This window comes from Mesorhizobium sp. M0909, from assembly GCF_040319515.1.
Classification (GTDB): domain Bacteria; phylum Pseudomonadota; class Alphaproteobacteria; order Rhizobiales; family Rhizobiaceae; genus Mesorhizobium.
Window position 1 is genome coordinate 188718 of the sequence record NZ_JAMYOA010000009.1, and the last position, 19110, is coordinate 207827.

The window sequence follows — 19110 nt, forward strand, 5'->3', positions numbered from 1 at the left end:
ACGCCGCGGCAGCGACAGGGGTAGAACATGCTCGCGCCTGCAACGCCGGGCTGTTCTTGCGACCACACTAGTCAAATCCGTCCAATCCAGAGGGAAGCCGTCATGGCCGAAGTGAAGTCCGACATCGAGATCGCGCGGGGCGCCAGGAAGAAGCAGATCCAGGAGATCGGCCAGAAGATCGGCATTCCGAGCGAGCATCTTCTGCCCTACGGCCACGACAAGGCGAAGATCTCGGCCGAGTTCATCAAGTCGGTGAAGGGCAACAAGGACGGCAAGCTGATCCTCGTCACCGCCATCAACCCGACACCGGCCGGCGAAGGCAAGACGACGACGACGGTGGGCTTGGGCGATGGCCTCAACCGCCTCGGCAAGAAGGCCATCGTCTGCATCCGCGAGGCTTCGCTCGGACCGAATTTCGGCGTCAAGGGCGGTGCCGCCGGTGGCGGCTACGCGCAGGTCGTGCCTATGGAGGACATGAACCTCCACTTCACCGGCGATTTCCATGCCATCACCACTGCCCATAACTTGCTGTCGGCGCTGATCGACAACCACATCTATTGGGGCAACGAGCTCGGCATCGACACCCGCCGTGTCGTCTGGCGCCGCGTCATGGACATGAACGACCGGTCGCTGCGCGAGATCATCTGTTCGCTCGGCGGCGTCGCCAACGGTTTCCCCCGCGAGGCCGGTTTCGACATCACAGTCGCCTCGGAAGTTATGGCCATCCTGTGCCTGTCGACCGACCTGAAGGACCTGGAAAAGCGCCTCGGCGACATCATCGTCGCCTATCGTCGCGACAAGTCGGCCGTCTATGCCCGCGACCTCAAGGCCGACGGTGCAATGGCCGTACTCCTGAAGGACGCCATGCAGCCCAATCTCGTGCAGACGCTGGAGAACAACCCGGCTTTCGTCCATGGCGGCCCCTTCGCCAACATCGCGCATGGCTGCAACTCCGTGGTTGCCACCACGACGGCGCTGAAGCTAGCCGATTACGTCGTCACCGAAGCCGGTTTCGGCGCCGATCTCGGTGCCGAAAAGTTCTTCGACATCAAATGCCGCAAGGCCGGCCTGAGGCCGGCAGCGGCGGTCATCGTCGCCACGGTTCGCGCCATGAAGATGAATGGCGGCGTCAAGAAGGAGGACCTCGGCAAGGAGAACGTCGAGGCGGTCAGGAAGGGATGTGCGAATCTCGGCCGCCACATCGAGAACATCCGCCAGTTCGGTGTGCCGGCTGTGGTCGCCATCAACCATTTCTACTCCGACACAGCGGCCGAGATCCAGGCGATGAAGGACTACGTCGCCTCGATGGGCGAAGAGGCGATCCTGTGCAAGCACTGGGCCCAGGGATCGGCCGGCATCGAGGAACTGGCCAAAAGGGTCGTGGCATTGGCCGAATCCGGCGCGTCGCAATTTGCCCCGCTCTATCCCGACGCCATGCCGCTGTTCGAGAAGATCAACACCATCGTCCAGCGCATCTATCGCGGTTCCGAAGCGATCGCAGACAAGTCGGTGCGCGATCAGCTCCACGCCTGGGAGCACGCCGGCTATGGCCACCTGCCGGTCTGCATGGCCAAGACGCAATATTCCTTCTCGACCGATCCGAATCTGCGCGGCGCGCCGACCGGCCACACCGTACCGGTGCGCGAGGTCAGGCTGTCTGCCGGCGCCGGCTTCGTCGTCATCATCTGCGGCGAGGTCATGACCATGCCCGGTCTGCCCAAAGCGCCATCCTCGGAAAAGATCTTCCTGAACGAAATCGGCCAGATCGAAGGCCTGTTTTAGGGATAATCAGTGCTCGTACGGCAAAGGGCGCCGCAACGCTGCGGCGCCCTTCTGCCTGTCCGCAATGGTCTCCTACGCTGCGCTCCGCGCCAGCGCGCGCTGGTTGGAGGCATAGGGTGTGTCGTGCTGGGGTACCGCGCCGGTCTTCAGGCACTCGATCCATTCGGCGGTTTTGAGAACGGCCGCGAAGCGCGATTGCAGGACGATCGTCATGACGCGATGGATTTCCTCCCCCGACGCGTAGCCGGCGCTGTTGGCGTAGGGCAATGACCCCGTTGCGTCCGATAGGAACTCCACCTCGAAGCCCATATGCACGGCGTGGATGACCGTCGAGAGGTCGCAATTATGTGTCATGTAGCCGATGACAGTGATCGTATCGATAGAGTTGGCGCGCAGCCACTCCTCGAGGTCGGTCCCGGTGAAGGCGCTTGGCAGGTGTTTTTCGACATAGTGGTCGCGGTTTCGCCTGGCGATTTCCGGGTGCAACTCGGCGCCGTGGCTGCCCTTGGCGAAAACCGGTGAGGTTTCCGGTGCCAACTGCTTGATGACCACCACCTTGACGCCTGCCTCGGTGGCCGCATCCATCGCTCGCGCCACATTGACGACGCTGTCGCGGAAGGGCGGATGCTGGATGGCGAGGTTGCCGCCGTCATAGTCGTTCTGAACATCTATGACGATGAGGGCGCGGCGTGGAGCTTTACCTGTGGCTGGTTGCGACATGGGGTTTTCCTTTCCCGTTGGACAGTGATGGATGGACGATAAGCTCGCCACGGGAACGCAAAAAGTGTCCCAATTGACATTATTCGAAAGAATTGGGACAATCGCCTCACCCGTTGCTGGAGCTCCCATGACCGATCCTGCCGTTGCCGCCATCGCCTTCGATGGCATCAGCCCGTTTCATCTCTCCGTGCCGTGTCTCGTGTTCGGCGCGGATCGCACGGAACTCGGACTGCCGCGCTTCGACTTCCGGGTCTGCGCGATTGAGGACGGGCCGATCCGTACCGATGCTGGGCTGACCATCAGCGTCCCGCACGGGCTTTCCGCGCTCGATGACGCCGACATCGTCATCGTGCCAAGCTGGAAGGATCTCAGGAGCTCGCCTCCAGCCGCATTGATCGACGCGTTGCTTGGCGCGCACGAGCGCGGCGCGCTGATCGTCGGACTGTGCTTGGGAACGTTCGCTGTTGCGGCGACCGGACTGCTTTCGGGGCGGCGAGCGGCGACGCACTGGGCCTACGCGGATCAGCTGCAGGAACTCTATCCCGACATTCTCGTCGAACCGGAAGTGCTCTACATCGACAATGGCGATGTCGTGACATCCGCCGGCGTCGCCGCCGGGCTCGACTGCTGCCTGCACGTCGTGCGGGCTCGTTACGGCGCGGAGGCGGCACTTCGCCTGGCCCGGCAGATCGTGCTTTCTCCGCATAGGCAGGGCGGGCAGGCTCAATTCATCGAACGTCCCATCGCCAGGACCGGCATTGCGGACCGCTTCACCCAGGCTCTCGAAGCGGTGCGCAAAACCCTGGGTGAGCCGCACAGTCTGGACAGCGTTGCCGGTCACGCCGGCCTCACCCGCCGGACGTTCACGCGCCGTTTCCAGAAAACGATCGGCACCAGTTTTGGTGACTGGCTGACCGACCAGCGCGCCCAGCTGGCGCAGCGGCTGCTGGAGGCAACGGAGAAATCGATGGACACGGTTGCCTTCGAGGCCGGTTTCGGCAGCGCCACCTCGCTGCGCCAGCATTTCGCGGCGCGGCTCAGAACCTCGCCGGCGCAGTACCGGCGCGAATTCTCGAAGAGTGCTCAGGAGGAGCGCGTGGCGCACATGCCGAGGTGAAATTCGGCTCGCGCTCGATTCCAGGGCAATCGCTTCAGTGCCGACGTTGGACTGCCATCCGGCCCGAGCAGGCTATCTTTTTCTCGGAGCATTTGCCCTGCTCTCGATCCTGTCGTACTTGAAAGGCTCTGCGTCATCTGTCATATATTAAAGCGACAGATGACGCGAAGAGGGCTCGCCGTGGCGATGGCATTGGAAAAGGCTGCGCCAGCAGCAAAAAACAATGAACTTCAGAAGGTGGCGAAATTGCTAGGCGGCAGCCGCATTCTGGCAAGGCGCCTCAGCAGCGCTTTGGATGCCCACGAGTTGCTTCTGCACGGCCTGCCGGCTTCAGCGCTGGACCATCTTATCGGGCAACTCGTCTTCATCCAGAAGACTGATTCGCTGGAGAAGGCCGTCGGCATGAGCCTACGCACCTACCAGCGCCGCAAGGATGCTCCTTCCAAGCCTCTCAGTCAGGACCAGAGCGGACGAACCTGGAAGTTCGCGGAGATCCTGTCGAAAGCGACCGACGTGTTCGGTTCGCAGGTGGAGGCAGAGCAATGGCTGGAGCGCCCGGCGATTGGGCTCGACCAGCGTCGTCCAATCGACCTTCTGGCGACACCGGCGGGGATCGAGCTTGTAGAAGACTATCTGGAACGGCTTGAATATGGCGTTTATGCATGACGCCGCTGCCGGCGGCGCTTGGTGGCTCCGACCTCATCGGATGGCGCCTCGATCAAGCCGCGTTTGCGCCTGCATGGGATAGTGGCGAGGGCGCATACAGGGTGGGCGGACGCTGGAACAGCAAGGGCGTGCGCGCCGTCTACTGCTCGATCGATCCGTCGACTGCGATCCTCGAAGTTGCGGTCCATAAGGGCTTCAGGGCGCTCGACACGATAGCGCATGTCATGACGGCAGCGATCGTCAGCGATGTCGCGGATGTGCATATCGTCGACCCTGCGGCCGTGCCCAACCCCAACTGGTTGCGCCCGGGCATTCCGAGCTCCGGACAACAGGCGTTTGGCGACGATCTTCTGCAACGGCACCGCTTCGTTGTGATTCCGAGCGCCGTATCGCAGCATAGCTGGAACCTGATCTTCGACGCGAGCCTCGCCAGAGGGGCATACGCCATGAAGACCCAGGAGGCGTTTGCGCTCGACACACGGTTGCATCCACCTCCGGCCAAGTGACACAGCCGCCCCCATGTCCACCAGAACGACGACATGACCGGCGACGGAAGCACAGGTGCTCAGCCGTTCCTGATTATCCGTGCCGGATTACCAACCACCGTGGTGTTCGCCGCGACGTCGCGCGTCACCACGGCACCGGCGCCGACGATGGCGCCGTCGCCTATCCTGACCCCGCCGAGGATGATGGCACTGCCGCCGATCCAGGCATTGTCGCCGATCTCGACGGGCCTGGCGATTTCCAGCCCTGCCTGCCGCCCAGCAGTCTCCCCGTGGTGCTCGGCGCAATAGATCTGCACATTGGGGCCGAGCAGTGTTCCCTTGCCAATGCGGACTGGCGCCGTATCGAGAATGATGCAGCCGGCATTGAGGAAGCCGCGGTCGCCGAGAAAGATGTTGAAGCCATAGGCACAGTGGAACTGCGCTTCGATCCGGGCGCCCTCGCCCGCAGCGCCGAGCAGCGTCCGCAATCCAGGCCCGATATCGCCACGCTGCCGCGGTGGCAGGCTGTTGTGCTCGAACACCGCGTCGCGCGACGTAATGCGCAGCGCCTCCAGTTCCGGATCGAGGCAGCAATACCACTCGCCCGCCGCCATTTTCGTGCGTTCGCTCGCCGTCATGGCCGCAACTCCAGTTTCAATCTCTGCCAAAGCACAAGTGTTGCAAATACGGGAAGCGCCGGCGGCGACACCACCTCTGGTCAAATACCGGACCTATGGTAGCCTGCCCTCTCGGATATGTCCCAAGCCGGCCATCGAGGGATCAATCATGCTGTACATTCTTGCACTCCTGATTGGCATCGTTGCCGGGCTTCGCGCCATGACCGCGCCCGCCGCGGTCGCCTGGGGCGCCTGGCTTGGCTGGTTGCCGGTTGCCGGCACCTGGGCGAGCTTCATGGGCCACTGGATCGCTGTCGGCGTCTTCACCATCCTGGCCATCGCCGAGCTGGTCACCGACCAGCTGCCATCGACGCCGAGCCGCAAGGTGCCGCAGCAATTCGGCACGCGCATCGTCCTGGGCGCTTTCACCGGCGCGGTGATCGGCGCCACGGACGGCGCCACCATAGGCGGCCTGATCGCCGGCGCCGTTGGTGCGGTGATCGGCACGCTGGGCGGCGCCGAGGCGCGCAAACGCCTGGCCACCGCCTTCGGTAAGGACCCGCCCGCCGCCTTCATCGAGGACGCGGTGGCGATCGTCGGCGGGCTTCTGATCGTGGCGGCGGTGGCATGATGGCAAAGGCATTCGACGCCATCATCATCGGTGCCGGGCAGGCCGGCCCACCGCTCGCCGGCCGGCTGAATGCGGCCGGCATGAGCGTGGCGCTGATCGAGCGAAAGCTGGTCGGCGGCACTTGCGTCAACACCGGCTGCACGCCGACCAAAACGATGGTGGCAAGCGCCTATGCCGCGCATCTCGCCCGCTCCGCCGCGGATTACGGGGTGACGCTCTCCGGTCCCGTCGGGGTAAACTACAAGGCGATCAAGGCGCGCAAGGACAAGGTCTCCAACGACGCCCGCGGCAATCTCGAAGACTGGATTGCCGGCATGGACAAATGCACGCTCTATCGCGGCCATGCGCGCTTCGTAAGCGCCAACACGGTGCGCGTCGGCGACGATCTGCTGAGCGCCGAAAAGATATTCCTCAACACCGGCGGGCGCGCCTCCGTGCCCGACCTGCCCGGCATCGACGGCATTTCTTACCTGACCAACTCGTCGATGATGGATCTCGACGAGCTGCCGCGCCATCTTATCGTCATCGGCGGCAGCTATGTCTCGCTCGAATTCGCGCAGATGTTCCGCCGCTTCGGTTCCGAAGTCACGGTCATCGAAAAAAGCCCGCGTCTGATCGGCCGCGAGGACGAGGACGTCTCGGACGCCATTTTGTCGATCCTCGAAAACGAAGCCATTGCCGTCCATCTCGGCGCCGACGACATCCGCTTCGCCAGGCGAGGCAACGAAATCGCCGTGACCTTCGCGCCAGGCAAGGCGGCTGCGGTCGGCTCGCATGTGCTGCTGGCGCTCGGCCGCACGCCAAACACCGACGATCTCGGCCTCGACAAAGCCGGCGTCGAGGTCGACAAACGCGGCTTCATCGTCGTCGACGACCAGTTGCGCACCAGCGTGCCCGGCATCTGGGCGATGGGCGACTGCAACGGCAAGGGCGCCTTCACCCACACCTCGTACAACGATTACGAGATCGTCGCCGCCAACCTGCTCGACAACGATCCGCGCAAGGTCAGCGACCGCATCGAGGCCTATGCGCTCTACATCGACCCACCACTCGGCCGCTGCGGCATGACCGAGACAGCGGTAAGGAAATCCGGCCGCCGCGCCTTGGTCGGCCAGCGGCCAATGACCCGCGTCAGCCGTGCAGTCGAAAAAGGTGAGACGCAAGGCTTCATGAAGATCCTGGTCGATGCCGACACCCGGGAGATCCTCGGCTGTTCGGTGCTCGGCCCGGGCGGCGACGAGGCGGTGCACTGCGTGCTCGACCTGATGTATGCCAAGGCGCCGGTCAGCACGCTGGCGCGCGCCGTGCACATCCACCCGAACGTCTCGGAGCTTCTGCCGACCATCGCCCAGGAATTAAAGCCGCTGGTGTGAACCGGGCGTATCGCGCGACCCCTCGCGCATCCCGCAGGGAGGCTCATTGCGCCCATAGCACCGCTGGCTGGACCAATCGACAAGCGCGCCGGCGACGGGCATGTCTTCCGAACTCTTGACGGAGGACAGCATGCAGAAGTCCATCGAACGCATCGCCGGCGACAGCGAAGGCGTTTCCTACGAATTCCCCGTCTTCCGCTTCGCCGGGTCGGACAAGACGGCGCCTTCCGCCTATCTGCAGGCGGCGCTTCATGCCGGCGAATTGCCGGGCGTCGTCGCTATCGACACGCTGATACCGATGCTCAGCAAGGCGGAAGCCGAAGGCCGTGTCAGCGGCAATATCACCATCGTGCCCTGGGCCAATCCGATAGGCCGCGCGCAATATCTTTACGGTGACCATCAGGGCCGCTTCCATCTGGGCACGCGCACCAATTTCAATCGCGGCTTTCCGCGGCTCGCCGCGCCCGACGTCGCCCTGCTGCCGACGCACGGCACGGTCGACCAGCGGCTGAAAACGCGGCTGCTGCAGCTCTCCATCGGCCACGACATCGTGCTCGACCTGCATTGCGACGATGAGGGCCTCGCCTATCTTTACGTCCACACCAGCCTGTGGCCGGCCATGGCGGATTGTGCAGCGGCCATGGGCGTCGATGCGGTGATGCTGTGGCACGAAGACGCCGACGGCACCTTCGAAGGCGCCTCGATCATGCCATATCAGAACGCTCCAGCCGACGTGGCGCGCCTGGACCGGCGCGTCGCCACCACGGTCGAATATCGCGGCGTACTCGATGTTGACGGCGCCCTGGCCGGCGCCGATGCCGAAGGGCTCTACCGGCTGCTGGTGGCGCGCGGCGTCATCCAGGATCAGGCGCTGCCCGCGCTTGGCAGCTTCGTTGGGCCAAGTTTTTTTACCGGTATTGTCGCGCCGCTCGAAAACATCGAGATGATGCCGGCGGCCCGCTCGGGCGCGATCCTCTACGACGTGAAGCCGGGCGACCGCGTCACCAAGGGTGCACGCCTTGCCACCATCGTCCACGCGCCCGGCGAGCCCGACGGCCGCACAGAAGTGTTGGCGCCGCAGGCGGGCCTCATCCTCACGCGGCGCTCCCGCCGCATCATCCGCGCCGGCGAAGACCTCTTGAAGCTGGTCGGCGACGGGACGAGCGCCGATGCAAGGTCGGGAACGCTGGAGGACTGAGGCCTTCATTTGAATCCAGTTGCGCGGCCGGCCAATCGCCGCTATGGGAATCGCCATGAATATGCGTTCGATCAAGACCATTTGGTGGTGGGCTCGCTGACAGCGGCCTGTTCGAACGCGTTCGCGTGACAATAGAGGGTGGCCGCAGCGGAATGTCCGGGCGGCCATTTGTTTTTTCAAGCCATTCCCGGGTCCGTTGCCCCAAAGACGCTGATGGAGACGGCAATGACGACGAAAATTCTGGAGAATGGAGCCGAGCGCTTCGTCACCGCCGGCGGCGTGGCGATTACCCGCCAGCGCCACGACCGGCCGTATGAGGGAGCGATCGATGGCTATGTCGACGGGCTGAATTCGCGCCGCGGCGCTGTGTTTTCCTCGAATTACGAATATCCCGGCCGCTATACGCGCTGGGACACCGCCATCATCGATCCGCCGGTGGTGATCTCGGCACGCGGCCGCGCCATGCGCATCGAGGCGCTGAACCGCCGCGGCGAGGTGCTTTTGCCGGTAATCGGCACGGTGCTTGCCGACCTTGACGATGTCACGATCGCCGAGACGTCGAACAAACTCGTCCGCCTCGAAGTCGCCAAGCCCGGTCGTGTCTTCACCGAGGAGGAACGCAGCCGCGTTCCCTCCGTCTTCACCGTTCTGCGTGCCATCACCGCCTTGTTCAAGACCGAGGAAGATGCCAATCTCGGCCTCTATGGCGCCTTCGGCTACGACCTCGCCTTCCAGTTCGATCCGGTCGACTACAAGCTCGAGCGCAGGCCAAGCCAACGCGATCTCGTGCTGTTCCTGCCCGACGAGATCCTCGTCGTCGACCACTATTCGACCAAGGCCTGGACCGACCGCTACGACTATTCCGGCGATGGCTTCTCGACCGAAGGCCTGCCGCGGGACGAAATCGTCGAGCCGTTCAGGACCGCCGACCGCATCCCGCCGCGCGGCGACCACGAGCCCGGCGAATATGCCAAGCTGGTGCGCAAGGCGATGAAGAGCTTTGAGCGTGGCGACCTGTTCGAAGTGGTGCCGGGGCAGATGTTCTACGAACGCTGCGAAACCCAGCCCTCCGAGATTTCCCGCAAGCTGAAGAGCATCAACCCTTCGCCCTATTCCTTCTTCATCAATCTCGGCGAGGGCGAATATCTGATCGGCGCCTCGCCGGAAATGTTCGTGCGCGTCAACGGCCGCCGCGTCGAGACCTGCCCGATCTCCGGTACCATCAAGCGCGGCGACGACGCCATCTCCGACAGCGAGCAGATCCTGAAGCTGCTCAATTCGAAGAAGGACGAATCCGAACTCACCATGTGCTCGGACGTCGACCGCAACGACAAGTCGAGGGTCTGCGAGCCGGGCTCGGTGCGCGTCATCGGCCGCCGCCAGATCGAGATGTACTCCCGCCTGATCCACACCGTCGACCACATCGAGGGGCGGCTGCGCGAAGGCATGGACGCCTTCGACGCCTTTCTGTCGCATGCCTGGGCCGTCACCGTTACCGGCGCGCCGAAATTATGGGCAATGCGCTTCATCGAGCAGAACGAGAAGAGCCCGCGCGCCTGGTATGGCGGAGCGATCGGCATGGTCAATTTCAACGGCGACATGAACACCGGCCTGACGCTTCGCACCATCCGCATCAAGGATGGCATCGCCGAAGTGCGCGCCGGCGCCACGCTGCTCTTCGACAGCATTCCCGAGGAAGAAGAAGCCGAAACCGAACTGAAGGCATCCGCCATGCTCTCCGCCATCCGCGACGCCAAATCAGGCAATGCCGCCAGCACCGAACGCAGCACCGCGCGTGTCGGCGACGGCGTCAATATCCTGCTGGTCGACCACGAGGACAGTTTCGTCCATACGCTGGCCAACTATTTCCGCCAGACCGGCGCCAATGTCTCGACGGTGCGCACGCCGGTGCCGGACGAGATCTTCGACCGGCTGAAGCCAAACCTGGTCGTGCTGTCGCCCGGTCCCGGCACACCGAAGGACTTCGACTGCGCCGCCACCATCAAGCGGGCCCGTGCGCGCGACCTGCCGATCTTCGGCGTCTGCCTCGGGCTGCAGGCGCTGGCCGAGGCCTATGGCGGCGAGCTGCGCCAATTGCACATCCCGATGCACGGCAAGCCGTCGCGCATCCGCGTATCGAAGCCAGGCATCATCTTCTCCGGCCTGCCCAAGGAGGTGACCGTCGGCCGCTACCATTCGATCTTCGCCGATCCGGTGCGGCTGCCCGATGGTTTTGTCGTCACCGCCGAGACCGAAGACGGCATCATCATGGCCTTCGAGCACCGCAAGGAGCCTATCGCTGCGGTGCAGTTCCATCCGGAATCGATCATGACGCTCGGCCACAATGCCGGCATGCGCATCATCGAGAACATTGTCGCGCACCTGCCGCGCAAGGCCAAGGAAAAGGCCGCTTAAATTCGAGGGCTCAGTGTTGGGATTTCTTCCCCAGTGACCGCGGTGGATAACAAAGCCGCCGCCAGGCAGAAGGTCGCCAGCCTCGCCTTCTGGTCGATCGTCGTCGCCTTCGTCGTGCTCGGCCTGAAGCTGGTGGCCTGGTACGTCACCGGTTCGGTTGCGCTTTATTCGGACGCGCTGGAATCGATCGTCAACGTCATTGCCTCAGCGGCCGCCTATTGGGCGATCCAGGTCAGCTACAAGCCGGCCGACCAGGACCATCCGTTCGGCCACCACAAGGCCGAGTATTTCTCGGCCGTCCTGGAAGGCGTGCTGATCGTGCTTGCCGCGCTGCTCATCCTCAACGAGGTCTGGTGGTCGTGGCAGCATCCGGCCCCGCTCGAACAGCCATGGACCGGCCTTGCCATTAACGGCGTCGCAACGGTCATCAACGCCGTCTGGGCCTTGACACTGATCCGCACCGGCCGAAGCGAAAAATCACCGGCGCTGGTTGCCGACGGCAGGCATATCATGACCGACGTGGCGACCTCGGTCGGTGTGTTCATCGGCCTGGTCGGCGCCGTGCTGACCGGCTGGCAGGTTCTCGATCCGGCTCTTGCCGTGATCGTGGCGCTCAACATCCTGTGGCAGGGCTGGCACGTCATCGGCTCGTCGATGAACGGACTGATGGACCGCGCCGTCGATACCCAGGAACATATCCGTATCCGCGACATCATCTCGGCCAATTGCAAGGGCGCGCTCGAGGTCCACGACCTGAAGACGCGCATCGCCGGCCGCGCCACCTTCATCGAGTTCCATCTGGTTGTCGACGCCGACATGTCGGTCGGCGCCAGCCACGTCATTTGCGACCGCATCGAAGACGCGCTGAAGGCCGAAATCCCTTCCGTGCGGGTCATCATCCATGTCGAACCCGACGACGAAGCGAAACTGCCCAAGGGCACGACGGCCGTGCCGTTCGCGTGAGGTGGCGTCGCAGAGAAAACATCGCTCAGTCGTGATCCTTCGCGCCCCCCTCTGTCCTGCCGGACATCTCCCCCTCTAGTGGGGAGATTGGATGTCGCTTCGGGCTTCGCCAATCTCCAACGACAAGCGCTGTCGGCGAAGCTGCCGATCTCCCCCCTTGAGGGGGAGATGTCCGGCAGGACAGAGGGGGGCGCTGTCCCGCCGGCATCGCGGTTCTCAACTGCTCAAAGCCCGCAGGCAGCCTGCTGCATAGGCTGCAGCCGGTAGACCTTGTCGTCGGACATTGTGTCGCCTGCCGCCGCTTTCGAGCACAGATCGACGATCGGCAGGCCGCTGTTCGGGTTGGCCAGCATCATCGTGCCGTTGGCGCCGCGGCGAAGGAAGACCTCCTTTTGCGCGATGTCGCAGGAGGCAGCACCCGTCTTCGCGCTCGCCGCGCAGCGCCACTGGTCGCCCTCGCCCTGGCAGTTGTAGACCTGCGTGACCTTGGCCGATTTCTGCCGCGTGGTAACCGAAACGGCGATGTCGGCGCCGCTTGGCCAATTGGCCGGATCGCCCTCCTTGGCGAAAGACGCCAGCTCGACCGGTCCGCGGAAAACCCTGATCGACTGGGTCAGCTGATCGGGATGCGAGCCGAGATGCGCGGCGTCGTAGTCGCGTCCGTAGCAGAAGGCCTGGTCCGGCTTCAGTCGCTCGCGCAATGGCGGGCCAAGGGCCGGGTCGATCGGGTCGATGCGCGCGAACTCCGCCTTGCAGGTCGCGGCTGGCATCGGGTCGAGCCTGAAGCCGTTATCGTCCTTGCCCAGCGCCTGCCTTTCGTACTCCGCCTTGCCGAGCTCGTCTTCCGAGCCGGCGTCGAGATAGAGGTCGGGCTGCACGTCCGAGACAATCAGCCGGCCTTTGTCGTCGACCTTCAGCGAAGCCATGGTGCGATCGCAATCCATGCCGCAGCGGATCGGGCCGGTCTTGCCGTCCTCGGACTCATGGCTGCACCAGCCACCGAGCCATTCCGGCGCCCCGGCGCCGCGCACCGTCGTCGCCATGAAGCCATTGTAGGAGGAGTCGATGCCGGCGCTTGGCTCCTCGTTCGGCCGGCTGACCGGGTCGCGGCCGTAGTAGAAGAAGATGCGCGCCACCTTCTGCTGCGGATGCGACTTGAGATGCGCGGCATCATAGACGCGGCCGAAGCAGGCGTCCTTGCCGTCGGGGCTGAGCTCGGTGAGTTTGAGCGTGTCATCGGCGAAAGCAGAGCCGGCGACGGCGGCGAGCAAGGCAATCCCAACTCCGGCGCCCACAATGGTCCCCATTATGGTCCTCGACGTCATGCTACCCCTCCATTGCCCCGACAAGACGTGGCGTCAATTTATGCTAGGATCGCGGCCGAGGCCACGCAATTTGCGCCGGCCGGCCAAATGGGAGATGAAGCCATGCGACGCCGCGATATTTTCCGCGTCGGTCTTGCCGGAGTTGCCGGGCTTTTCGGGCTGCGCCCGACCAAGGCGGCAGCCATTGAAGTCAAGGCTGTCGAAGAGGAAAGGCAAAAGGTCGCCTATCACCTCAGCGACCTCGACAAGGTCAATTTCGTGCTCGGCAACATCAAGAACCACTTCGAAGGCACCGACGGCAATGCCGACATCGCGCTTGTCGTGCACGGCCCGGCACTTGCCGCCTTCAAGTCGAAGGGCATATCCGCCGCCATTTCCGGGCGGTTCGCCGGCCTTGTCCAGGACGGGCTCAGCCCGCACGCTTGCGCCAACACCATGCACGGCATGGATATCGGCCTTGCCGACCTGCTCGACGGCTTCCATGCAGCCGACAGGGGCGGCGTCGTCAAGCTCGCCGAATTGCAACGCCAGGGCTACGCCTATCTCAGGCCATAGGGCAATTCCAGGAAAAGTGTGAAACGGTTTTCCGTCCGGAATTGCGTCAAGACAAAGAGGGAGCGGTTCGCCGTCTCCGTGAAACGGTGAACCGCTCTAAACTTTTACGGACTTGAATGCGAGGACTGCGAGGGCCTACGAAGAGCAGGCAGAGTCCCCCGGAGGAATAGACGTGCCAGCCACCACCGCCCTTGTCAGCCCCTCTCTGGTCATCCCCGACCTTGCCGGAAAGGCGGTGCTGGTCACCGGCGCGTCGACCGGCATCGGCGCGGCGCTTGCACTTGCCTACGCCGCGCAGAAATGCCGCGTCGCGCTGCATTACAATTCGAGCCGCGCGGCTGCCGAAAACCTGGCCGCGACCATTCGCAACGGCGGCGGCGACGTGTTCCTCGCCCAGGGCGATTTCTCGATCCCTGCCGATGTCGAGCGCGTCGTCGAGGACAGTGCGCAACATTTCGGCCGGCTCGACGGCCTCGTCAACAATGCCGGCGGCATGCTCGGCCGCGTGCCCTATGCCGAGCAGACCGAGGCGCATTACGACGCGGTGATGGACCTCAACGCGCGCTCGGTGCTGACGGCTTCGCGCAAGGCGATCCCATGGCTGAAGCGCCAGGGCGGCTTCATCGTCAACACCTCCTCGATCGCCGCGCGCAACGGCGCCGGTGGCGGCGCCGGCCTTTACGGCTCGGCCAAAGCCTTCGTCTCCAACGTCACGCGCGGCATGGCCAAAGAGCTGATCGGCTTCAACATCCGCGTCAACGCAGTGGCGCCCGGCACCATCGCCACCCCTTTCCACGAGCGCTACTCGACCGACGAACAGATGAGAAGCATGATCGCCACCATCCCGCAGGGCCGCGCCGGCACGGCCGAGGACTGCGTCGGCGCCTATCTGTTCCTCTCCTCCGATCTGTTGAGCGGCTACATCATCGGCCAGGTGATCGAGGTCAATGGCGGGCAGTTGATGCCGTAGACGGCGAACTGCATACTCCTGGTTGCGTCATCTTAACGGAGCAAATCGAATGTACGGACTGATCGGCAAGATGCGGGCGATGCGCGGCCAGCGTGACGCAATGATGGATATCCTGCTCGCCAGCACCGGCGCCATGCCCGGCTGCCTGAACTACATCATCGCCACCGACCCGGCCGATGCCGACGCGATCTGGGTGACCGAAGTGTGGACCGACGCCGAAAGCCACAAGGCTTCGCTGCAGCTGCCCGAAGTCCAGGCGGCAATCGCCAAGGCACGGCCGATCATCGCCGGGTTCGAGTTCCAGGTGGAGACGCATCCTGTTGGCGGGTTCGGCTTGCCAGCGAAGGCGGAATAGAGGGAGAGGCCGGCGGGACAGCGCCCCCCTCTGGCCTGCCGGCCATCTCCTAGTGCAGTCGTCACCCAAGGCCAACCCCGCAAAAAGGGTTCGCATTTTTTCGCGGCCGGTCTAAGAGCCCATCTATGGATTCTTCCCCGAACCCGCCGGCCATCGAGCACCTGGCGCGGATCCACAAGGCCTGGCAGTGGCCGGTCCTGGTGGTGGTCTCGGTGCTGTTTGCCGGCGCGCTGGAACTCGCCGCCCTGCCGGCCGCGCTCTTGATCGGACCGATGCTGGCGGCCATCGTCGCCGGCACCAACGGCGCCACGGTGCGCGTGCCGCGGGTTCTGTTCGGCTCAGCCCAGGCGATCGTCGGCTGCCTGGTCGCCAGTTCCATCTCGGCCGATATCTTTCCCGTCTTCTACAAGGAATGGCCGCTGTTCCTTGGCGTCGTGATGGCGACGGTCGCGGCATCCAGCCTGCTCGGCTGGCTGATCAGCCGCTGGCGCATCCTGCCCGGCACCACCGCGGTCTGGGGCTCGTCGCCGGGCGCCGCCACCGCCATGGTGCTGATGGCCGGTGCCTTCGGCGCCGACCAGCGCCTCGTCGCCTTCATGCTTTATCTGCGCGTCATCTGCGTCTCGATGACGGCAGCCCTGGTGGCCAAGCTCTGGGTCGACACCTCGGGCATCGAGGTGCCAGCCATCGTCTGGTTCCCACCGGTCGACCCGCAAGGCTTAGCCGCGACTTTCGGCGTGGCGCTGGTTGGCGGCCTCGCCGGCAAGATTTTCCGGCTGCCGTCGCCGTTCTTCCTCGGCACCTTCATTTTCGGCACCGTTATCCATCTTGGGCTCGGCGTGACCATGCAGTTGCCGCCCTGGCTGCTTGCCTTGAGCTATACGACGATCGGCTGGAGCATCGGCCTGAATTTCACCAGGGCCATTTTGCGCCACGCGGCCCGCGCGCTGCCGCAGATCGTCGGCTCGATCATTGCCCTGATCGGCTTTTGCGGCGGCCTCGCCTTCCTGATCAGCCGCCTGCTCGGCATCGATCCGCTGACCGCCTATCTGGCAACCAGCCCGGGCGGCATGGACAGCGTCGCCATCATCGCCGCCGCCGCGCAGCATGTCGACATATCCTTCGTCATGGCGCTGCAATCGGCACGCTTCCTGATCGTGCTTCTGGTCGGCCCAAGCGTGGCGCGGCTGGTGGCGAGAAGCCTGCGGGAGTAAAGCCCAGCTGGGCTGCGTCAGCTGATCACCAGGCTCGATATACGCTCGCCGTCCAGCGTGAAGACCATATCGCCCTCGCCGTTGAAACCGTTGCCTTCGACGGCGATGCGAACGCGGCAGGTGCCGTCCGCTGCTGCGATGCCGAGGATGCTGAACCTGGACTGCACGCCGATATTGTCCGACTGGTTCCAGCGCGCAATCTGCTCGCGGCCCCGGAACGACCGGCCCCAGTCGCTCAGAAAGGCATCCGGCGTGAAACTGTCCAGGAAGGCTTCGGTGTCGCCGGCATTGGTGGCTTCGACAAAGCGGCGGATGGGATCGGGCGTGTCCATGTCTTTCCTCCTGGACCGGATTCCGGTGCTCTGGAAGGAGCGGCCGGATGGGACGATAGGGTAGTCCTCGAAGCATGACGCCGAAAATAAAAAACCCGCCTCGGGAGGCGGGTCGTTGGAGCCAATTAGCACCATACCCAAATTAGTAGCATAGTTGCCGGCACAAAGCAAGAACAAAATGTGGCTACCCGGACAATCGCGACAGGTCTGCGCCGCCCCGAGTGAGGGGCAGCGCCAGCATCGGTCATCCGTTTGATTGATTTCCCTGGCATCGAACAGCCCCAAGCCGACGGGCGTGCTCCCACTTGCCTCGCTTTGCCCGCTCCTGTATGAAAACCGCCATGAGCCCGCGCGCCACCTCTTTTGCGTCCCGTCCGACCGGCATTGCCGGCCAGACCGTTCGCGCGCTTGCTTCCACCCTGCTGCTTCTCGGCCTTATCGGCGATCGCCGGGTTCGCTGAAGGAGCGCCCGGCGGTCGAATTCGCCGCTCACGCGCACGCTCCTTGGCCAGTCTGCAAATTGGCACGTCACATCAAGCGAACGAAATTCTGGTAAAGGCGCCGCTCGCCACCAATCCGCCTGAAGCTGGATCCGCGAGCCGCCGGGAGAAAAGACGATGAACGCACGAGAAGATATCCGTCTGAACGTAGAGGAAACCACCAAGCCCGCGAAGGGCATGCCGGACGCTGCCCGCAAATACCAACCCTATCCGACCGTCGGCCTTGCCGATCGCACCTGGCCTTCGAAAGTGATCGACAAGGCGCCGATCTGGTGCTCGGTCGACCTGCGCGACGGCAACCAGGCGCTGATCGATCCGATGGGCCAGGAACGCAAGGCGCGCATGTTCGCCCTGCTGCTCGACATGGGCTTCAAGGAGATCGAGATCGGCTTCCCGTCGGCCTCGCAGACCGACTTCGATTTCGCCCGCTGGTGCATCGAACAAGGCAACGTGCCCGCCGACGTCTCGCTGCAGGTGCTGGTACAGTGCCGGCCGGAACTGATCACCCGCACTTTCGAGGCGCTGAAGGGCGCCACCAACCCGATCGTCCATTTCTATAACTCGACCAGCGAGCTGCAGCGCCGCGTCGTCTTCGAGAAGGACGTCGCCGGCATCAAGCGGATCGCCACCGATGCGGCCAAGATGATCACGGACATGGCGGCGAAGGCCGGCGGCGGCTACCGTTTCGAATACTCGCCGGAGAGCTTTACCGGCACCGAGCTCGAAGTGGCGCTGGAGATCTGCAACGCGGTCACCGAGATCGTCAGGCCGACGGCGGAAAACAAGCTGATCATCAACCTGCCCTCCACGGTCGAGATGTCGACGCCCAACATCTATGCCGACCGCATCGAATGGATGTGCCGCAATCTCGACAATCGCGAGAACCTGTTGATCTCGCTGCACCCGCACAATGACCGCGGCACCGGCATCGCCACCACCGAACTCGGCCTGATGGCGGGCGCCGACCGCGTCGAAGGCACGCTGTTCGGCAATGGCGAGCGCACCGGCAATGTCGACATCGTCACGCTGGCGCTCAACATGTACACGCAAGGCGTCGATCCCAAGCTCGACTGCTCGGACATCAATCGCATGAAGGACGTCTACGAATACTCCAACCAGCTGAAGATCCCCGAGCGCCATCCCTATGTCGGCGAGCTCGTCTACACCGCCTTTTCCGGCTCGCACCAGGACGCCATCAACAAGGGCATGAAGGCGCTGCGCAAGGCCAACACGCCGCACTGGGAGGTGCCCTACCTGCCGATCGACCCAGCCGATGTCGGCCGCAGCTATGAAGCCATCATCCGCATCAACTCGCAGTCCGGCAAGGGCGGTATCGCCTATGTGCTGCATGCGGATTACGGCCTCAACCTGCCGCGCAACCTGCAGATCGAGTTCAGCCAGGCCATCCAGGCGATCACCGACGCCGAAGGCAAGGAGGTGCCGGCCAGGCGCATCTACGAGCGCTTTCTCGACACCTATGTCGACCAGCCCGGCGCGCGGCTGAAATTCCTCGACCACCACACCTACCCCGACACCGAGGTCAAGGGCCGGCGCGTGGTCGAAGCGGTGATCCTCGACAAAGGCAAGGAGGTGACCATATCAGGCACCGGCACCGGCCCGATCGACGGCTTCGTCGATGCGCTGTCGCGCCATGTCGGGGTGCCGATGTCGGTGCTGGATTATTCCGAGCATTCCATGCAGCGCGGCTCGAATGCCTCGGCCATTTCCTATGTCGAGATGGAACATCCGGGCGGCAAGCTGTTCGGCGCCGGCATTAACACCAACATCGTCGCCGCCTCGCTCGAAGCCGTGGTTTCGGCCGCCAACCGCATCGTCGGCCGAAAGCTCGGCTAGCCGAGACTGCCAGACTCGCGCCATCGGCCCACCGGACT

General features: G+C 64.0%; 18 protein-coding genes. 14 read left to right on the forward strand and 4 right to left on the reverse strand.

The genetic code is table 11. The annotated features are described in order from the left end of the window. Positions 1-102 precede the first annotated feature (102 nt). The gene (locus tag NKH83_RS16635) at positions 103-1782 is read left to right on the forward strand and encodes a formate--tetrahydrofolate ligase (RefSeq protein ID WP_352805844.1); all 1680 of its coding nucleotides are present in this window, start codon (positions 103-105) and stop codon (positions 1780-1782) included. 72 nt (positions 1783-1854) lie between these two features. Here NKH83_RS16635 and NKH83_RS16640 read toward each other — a convergent pair whose 3' ends face one another. Continuing rightward, a complete protein-coding gene (locus tag NKH83_RS16640) occupies positions 1855-2502 on the reverse strand; it encodes a cysteine hydrolase family protein (protein WP_352805847.1) in 648 nt (215 codons plus the stop codon). Positions 2503-2629: 127 nt separating this feature from the next. Here NKH83_RS16640 and NKH83_RS16645 point away from each other — a divergent pair, with 127 nt between their 5' ends. The 3 genes from NKH83_RS16645 (at position 2630) to NKH83_RS16655 (ending at position 4791) form a co-directional block, all read left to right on the forward strand. Further along, positions 2630-3619: a helix-turn-helix domain-containing protein gene (locus NKH83_RS16645; RefSeq protein ID WP_352805850.1), complete on the forward strand. Its 990-nt coding sequence runs from the start codon at positions 2630-2632 to the stop codon at positions 3617-3619. Between the two features lie 186 nt (positions 3620-3805). Then, complete coding sequence (gene parS / locus NKH83_RS16650; RefSeq protein WP_302896769.1) at positions 3806-4285, forward strand: type II RES/Xre toxin-antitoxin system antitoxin; 480 nt, start codon at positions 3806-3808, stop codon at positions 4283-4285. Continuing rightward, complete coding sequence (locus NKH83_RS16655; protein ID WP_352737713.1) at positions 4282-4791, forward strand: RES family NAD+ phosphorylase; 510 nt, start codon at positions 4282-4284, stop codon at positions 4789-4791. The genes parS and NKH83_RS16655 overlap by 4 nt, the downstream gene beginning before the upstream one ends. A 59-nt stretch (positions 4792-4850) precedes the next feature. On the opposite strand, the gene NKH83_RS16660 is transcribed toward NKH83_RS16655, so the two are convergent. Next, positions 4851-5408, reverse strand: coding sequence for a sugar O-acetyltransferase (locus tag NKH83_RS16660; protein ID WP_352805855.1), 558 nt, complete (start codon positions 5406-5408; stop codon positions 4851-4853). Positions 5409-5556: 148 nt separating this feature from the next. Between NKH83_RS16660 and NKH83_RS16665 the strand changes: the two genes are divergently transcribed. From NKH83_RS16665 to NKH83_RS16685, 5 genes are all read left to right on the forward strand, one after another. Next, on the forward strand, positions 5557-6018 hold the full coding sequence (locus NKH83_RS16665; RefSeq protein ID WP_352805857.1) for a DUF4126 domain-containing protein: 462 nt from the start codon (positions 5557-5559) through the stop codon (positions 6016-6018). Beyond that, positions 6015-7391: an FAD-containing oxidoreductase gene (locus tag NKH83_RS16670; RefSeq protein ID WP_352478038.1), complete on the forward strand. Its 1377-nt coding sequence runs from the start codon at positions 6015-6017 to the stop codon at positions 7389-7391. The genes NKH83_RS16665 and NKH83_RS16670 overlap by 4 nt, the downstream gene beginning before the upstream one ends. Before the next feature lie 130 nt (positions 7392-7521). Further along, positions 7522-8589 (forward strand): M14 family metallopeptidase, encoded by a 1068-nt coding sequence (locus NKH83_RS16675; protein ID WP_352805859.1) that lies wholly within the window; start codon positions 7522-7524, stop codon positions 8587-8589. A gap of 225 nt (positions 8590-8814) precedes the next feature. After that, positions 8815-11004, forward strand: a complete 2190-nt coding sequence (locus NKH83_RS16680; protein WP_352805862.1) for an anthranilate synthase — start codon at positions 8815-8817, stop codon at positions 11002-11004. Positions 11005-11037: 33 nt separating this feature from the next. Continuing rightward, entirely contained in the window at positions 11038-11967 is a 930-nt protein-coding gene (locus NKH83_RS16685) for a cation diffusion facilitator family transporter (RefSeq protein WP_502895580.1), read from the forward strand. A gap of 224 nt (positions 11968-12191) precedes the next feature. Here the strand turns inward: NKH83_RS16685 and NKH83_RS16690 are convergent, their stop codons facing one another. After that, the gene (locus NKH83_RS16690; RefSeq protein WP_352805865.1) at positions 12192-13292 is read right to left on the reverse strand and encodes a hypothetical protein; all 1101 of its coding nucleotides are present in this window, start codon (positions 13290-13292) and stop codon (positions 12192-12194) included. Between the two features lie 102 nt (positions 13293-13394). On the opposite strand from NKH83_RS16690, the gene NKH83_RS16695 reads away from it, so the two are divergent. The 4 genes from NKH83_RS16695 to NKH83_RS16710 all read left to right on the forward strand — a co-directional run bounded on the left by NKH83_RS16695 (position 13395) and on the right by NKH83_RS16710 (position 16386). Further along, entirely contained in the window at positions 13395-13847 is a 453-nt protein-coding gene (locus NKH83_RS16695) for a DsrE family protein (protein WP_352805869.1), read from the forward strand. 172 nt (positions 13848-14019) lie between these two features. After that, positions 14020-14817, forward strand: a complete 798-nt coding sequence (locus tag NKH83_RS16700; RefSeq protein ID WP_352805871.1) for an SDR family NAD(P)-dependent oxidoreductase — start codon at positions 14020-14022, stop codon at positions 14815-14817. A gap of 49 nt (positions 14818-14866) precedes the next feature. Then, on the forward strand, positions 14867-15172 hold the full coding sequence (locus NKH83_RS16705; RefSeq protein WP_352805874.1) for a putative quinol monooxygenase: 306 nt from the start codon (positions 14867-14869) through the stop codon (positions 15170-15172). Between the two features lie 125 nt (positions 15173-15297). Beyond that, entirely contained in the window at positions 15298-16386 is a 1089-nt protein-coding gene (locus NKH83_RS16710; RefSeq protein WP_352651064.1) for an AbrB family transcriptional regulator, read from the forward strand. Positions 16387-16403: 17 nt separating this feature from the next. Here the strand turns inward: NKH83_RS16710 and NKH83_RS16715 are convergent, their stop codons facing one another. After that, complete coding sequence (locus tag NKH83_RS16715; protein ID WP_254819134.1) at positions 16404-16718, reverse strand: nuclear transport factor 2 family protein; 315 nt, start codon at positions 16716-16718, stop codon at positions 16404-16406. A 617-nt stretch (positions 16719-17335) separates the two neighbouring features. On the opposite strand from NKH83_RS16715, the gene leuA reads away from it, so the two are divergent. After that, complete coding sequence (gene leuA, locus NKH83_RS16720; protein WP_352805877.1) at positions 17336-19072, forward strand: 2-isopropylmalate synthase; 1737 nt, start codon at positions 17336-17338, stop codon at positions 19070-19072. Positions 19073-19110: the final 38 nt, after the last annotated feature.

Excerpts from the sequence above, each read along its gene's own strand:
- NKH83_RS16635 (WP_352805844.1), top strand. The coding sequence starts at position 103 with ATGGCCGAAGTGAAGTCCGACATCGAGATCGCGCGGGGCGCCAGGAAG.
- NKH83_RS16640 (WP_352805847.1), bottom strand. The coding sequence starts at position 2,502 with ATGTCGCAACCAGCCACAGGTAAAGCTCCACGCCGCGCCCTCATCGTC.
- NKH83_RS16645 (WP_352805850.1), top strand. The coding sequence starts at position 2,630 with ATGACCGATCCTGCCGTTGCCGCCATCGCCTTCGATGGCATCAGCCCG.
- parS (WP_302896769.1), top strand. The coding sequence starts at position 3,806 with ATGGCATTGGAAAAGGCTGCGCCAGCAGCAAAAAACAATGAACTTCAG.
- NKH83_RS16655 (WP_352737713.1), top strand. The coding sequence starts at position 4,282 with ATGACGCCGCTGCCGGCGGCGCTTGGTGGCTCCGACCTCATCGGATGG.
- NKH83_RS16660 (WP_352805855.1), bottom strand. The coding sequence starts at position 5,408 with ATGACGGCGAGCGAACGCACGAAAATGGCGGCGGGCGAGTGGTATTGC.
- NKH83_RS16665 (WP_352805857.1), top strand. The coding sequence starts at position 5,557 with ATGCTGTACATTCTTGCACTCCTGATTGGCATCGTTGCCGGGCTTCGC.
- NKH83_RS16670 (WP_352478038.1), top strand. The coding sequence starts at position 6,015 with ATGATGGCAAAGGCATTCGACGCCATCATCATCGGTGCCGGGCAGGCC.
- NKH83_RS16675 (WP_352805859.1), top strand. The coding sequence starts at position 7,522 with ATGCAGAAGTCCATCGAACGCATCGCCGGCGACAGCGAAGGCGTTTCC.
- NKH83_RS16680 (WP_352805862.1), top strand. The coding sequence starts at position 8,815 with ATGACGACGAAAATTCTGGAGAATGGAGCCGAGCGCTTCGTCACCGCC.
- NKH83_RS16690 (WP_352805865.1), bottom strand. The coding sequence starts at position 13,292 with ATGACGTCGAGGACCATAATGGGGACCATTGTGGGCGCCGGAGTTGGG.
- NKH83_RS16695 (WP_352805869.1), top strand. The coding sequence starts at position 13,395 with ATGCGACGCCGCGATATTTTCCGCGTCGGTCTTGCCGGAGTTGCCGGG.
- NKH83_RS16705 (WP_352805874.1), top strand. The coding sequence starts at position 14,867 with ATGTACGGACTGATCGGCAAGATGCGGGCGATGCGCGGCCAGCGTGAC.
- NKH83_RS16710 (WP_352651064.1), top strand. The coding sequence starts at position 15,298 with ATGGATTCTTCCCCGAACCCGCCGGCCATCGAGCACCTGGCGCGGATC.
- NKH83_RS16715 (WP_254819134.1), bottom strand. The coding sequence starts at position 16,718 with ATGGACACGCCCGATCCCATCCGCCGCTTTGTCGAAGCCACCAATGCC.
- leuA (WP_352805877.1), top strand. The coding sequence starts at position 17,336 with ATGAACGCACGAGAAGATATCCGTCTGAACGTAGAGGAAACCACCAAG.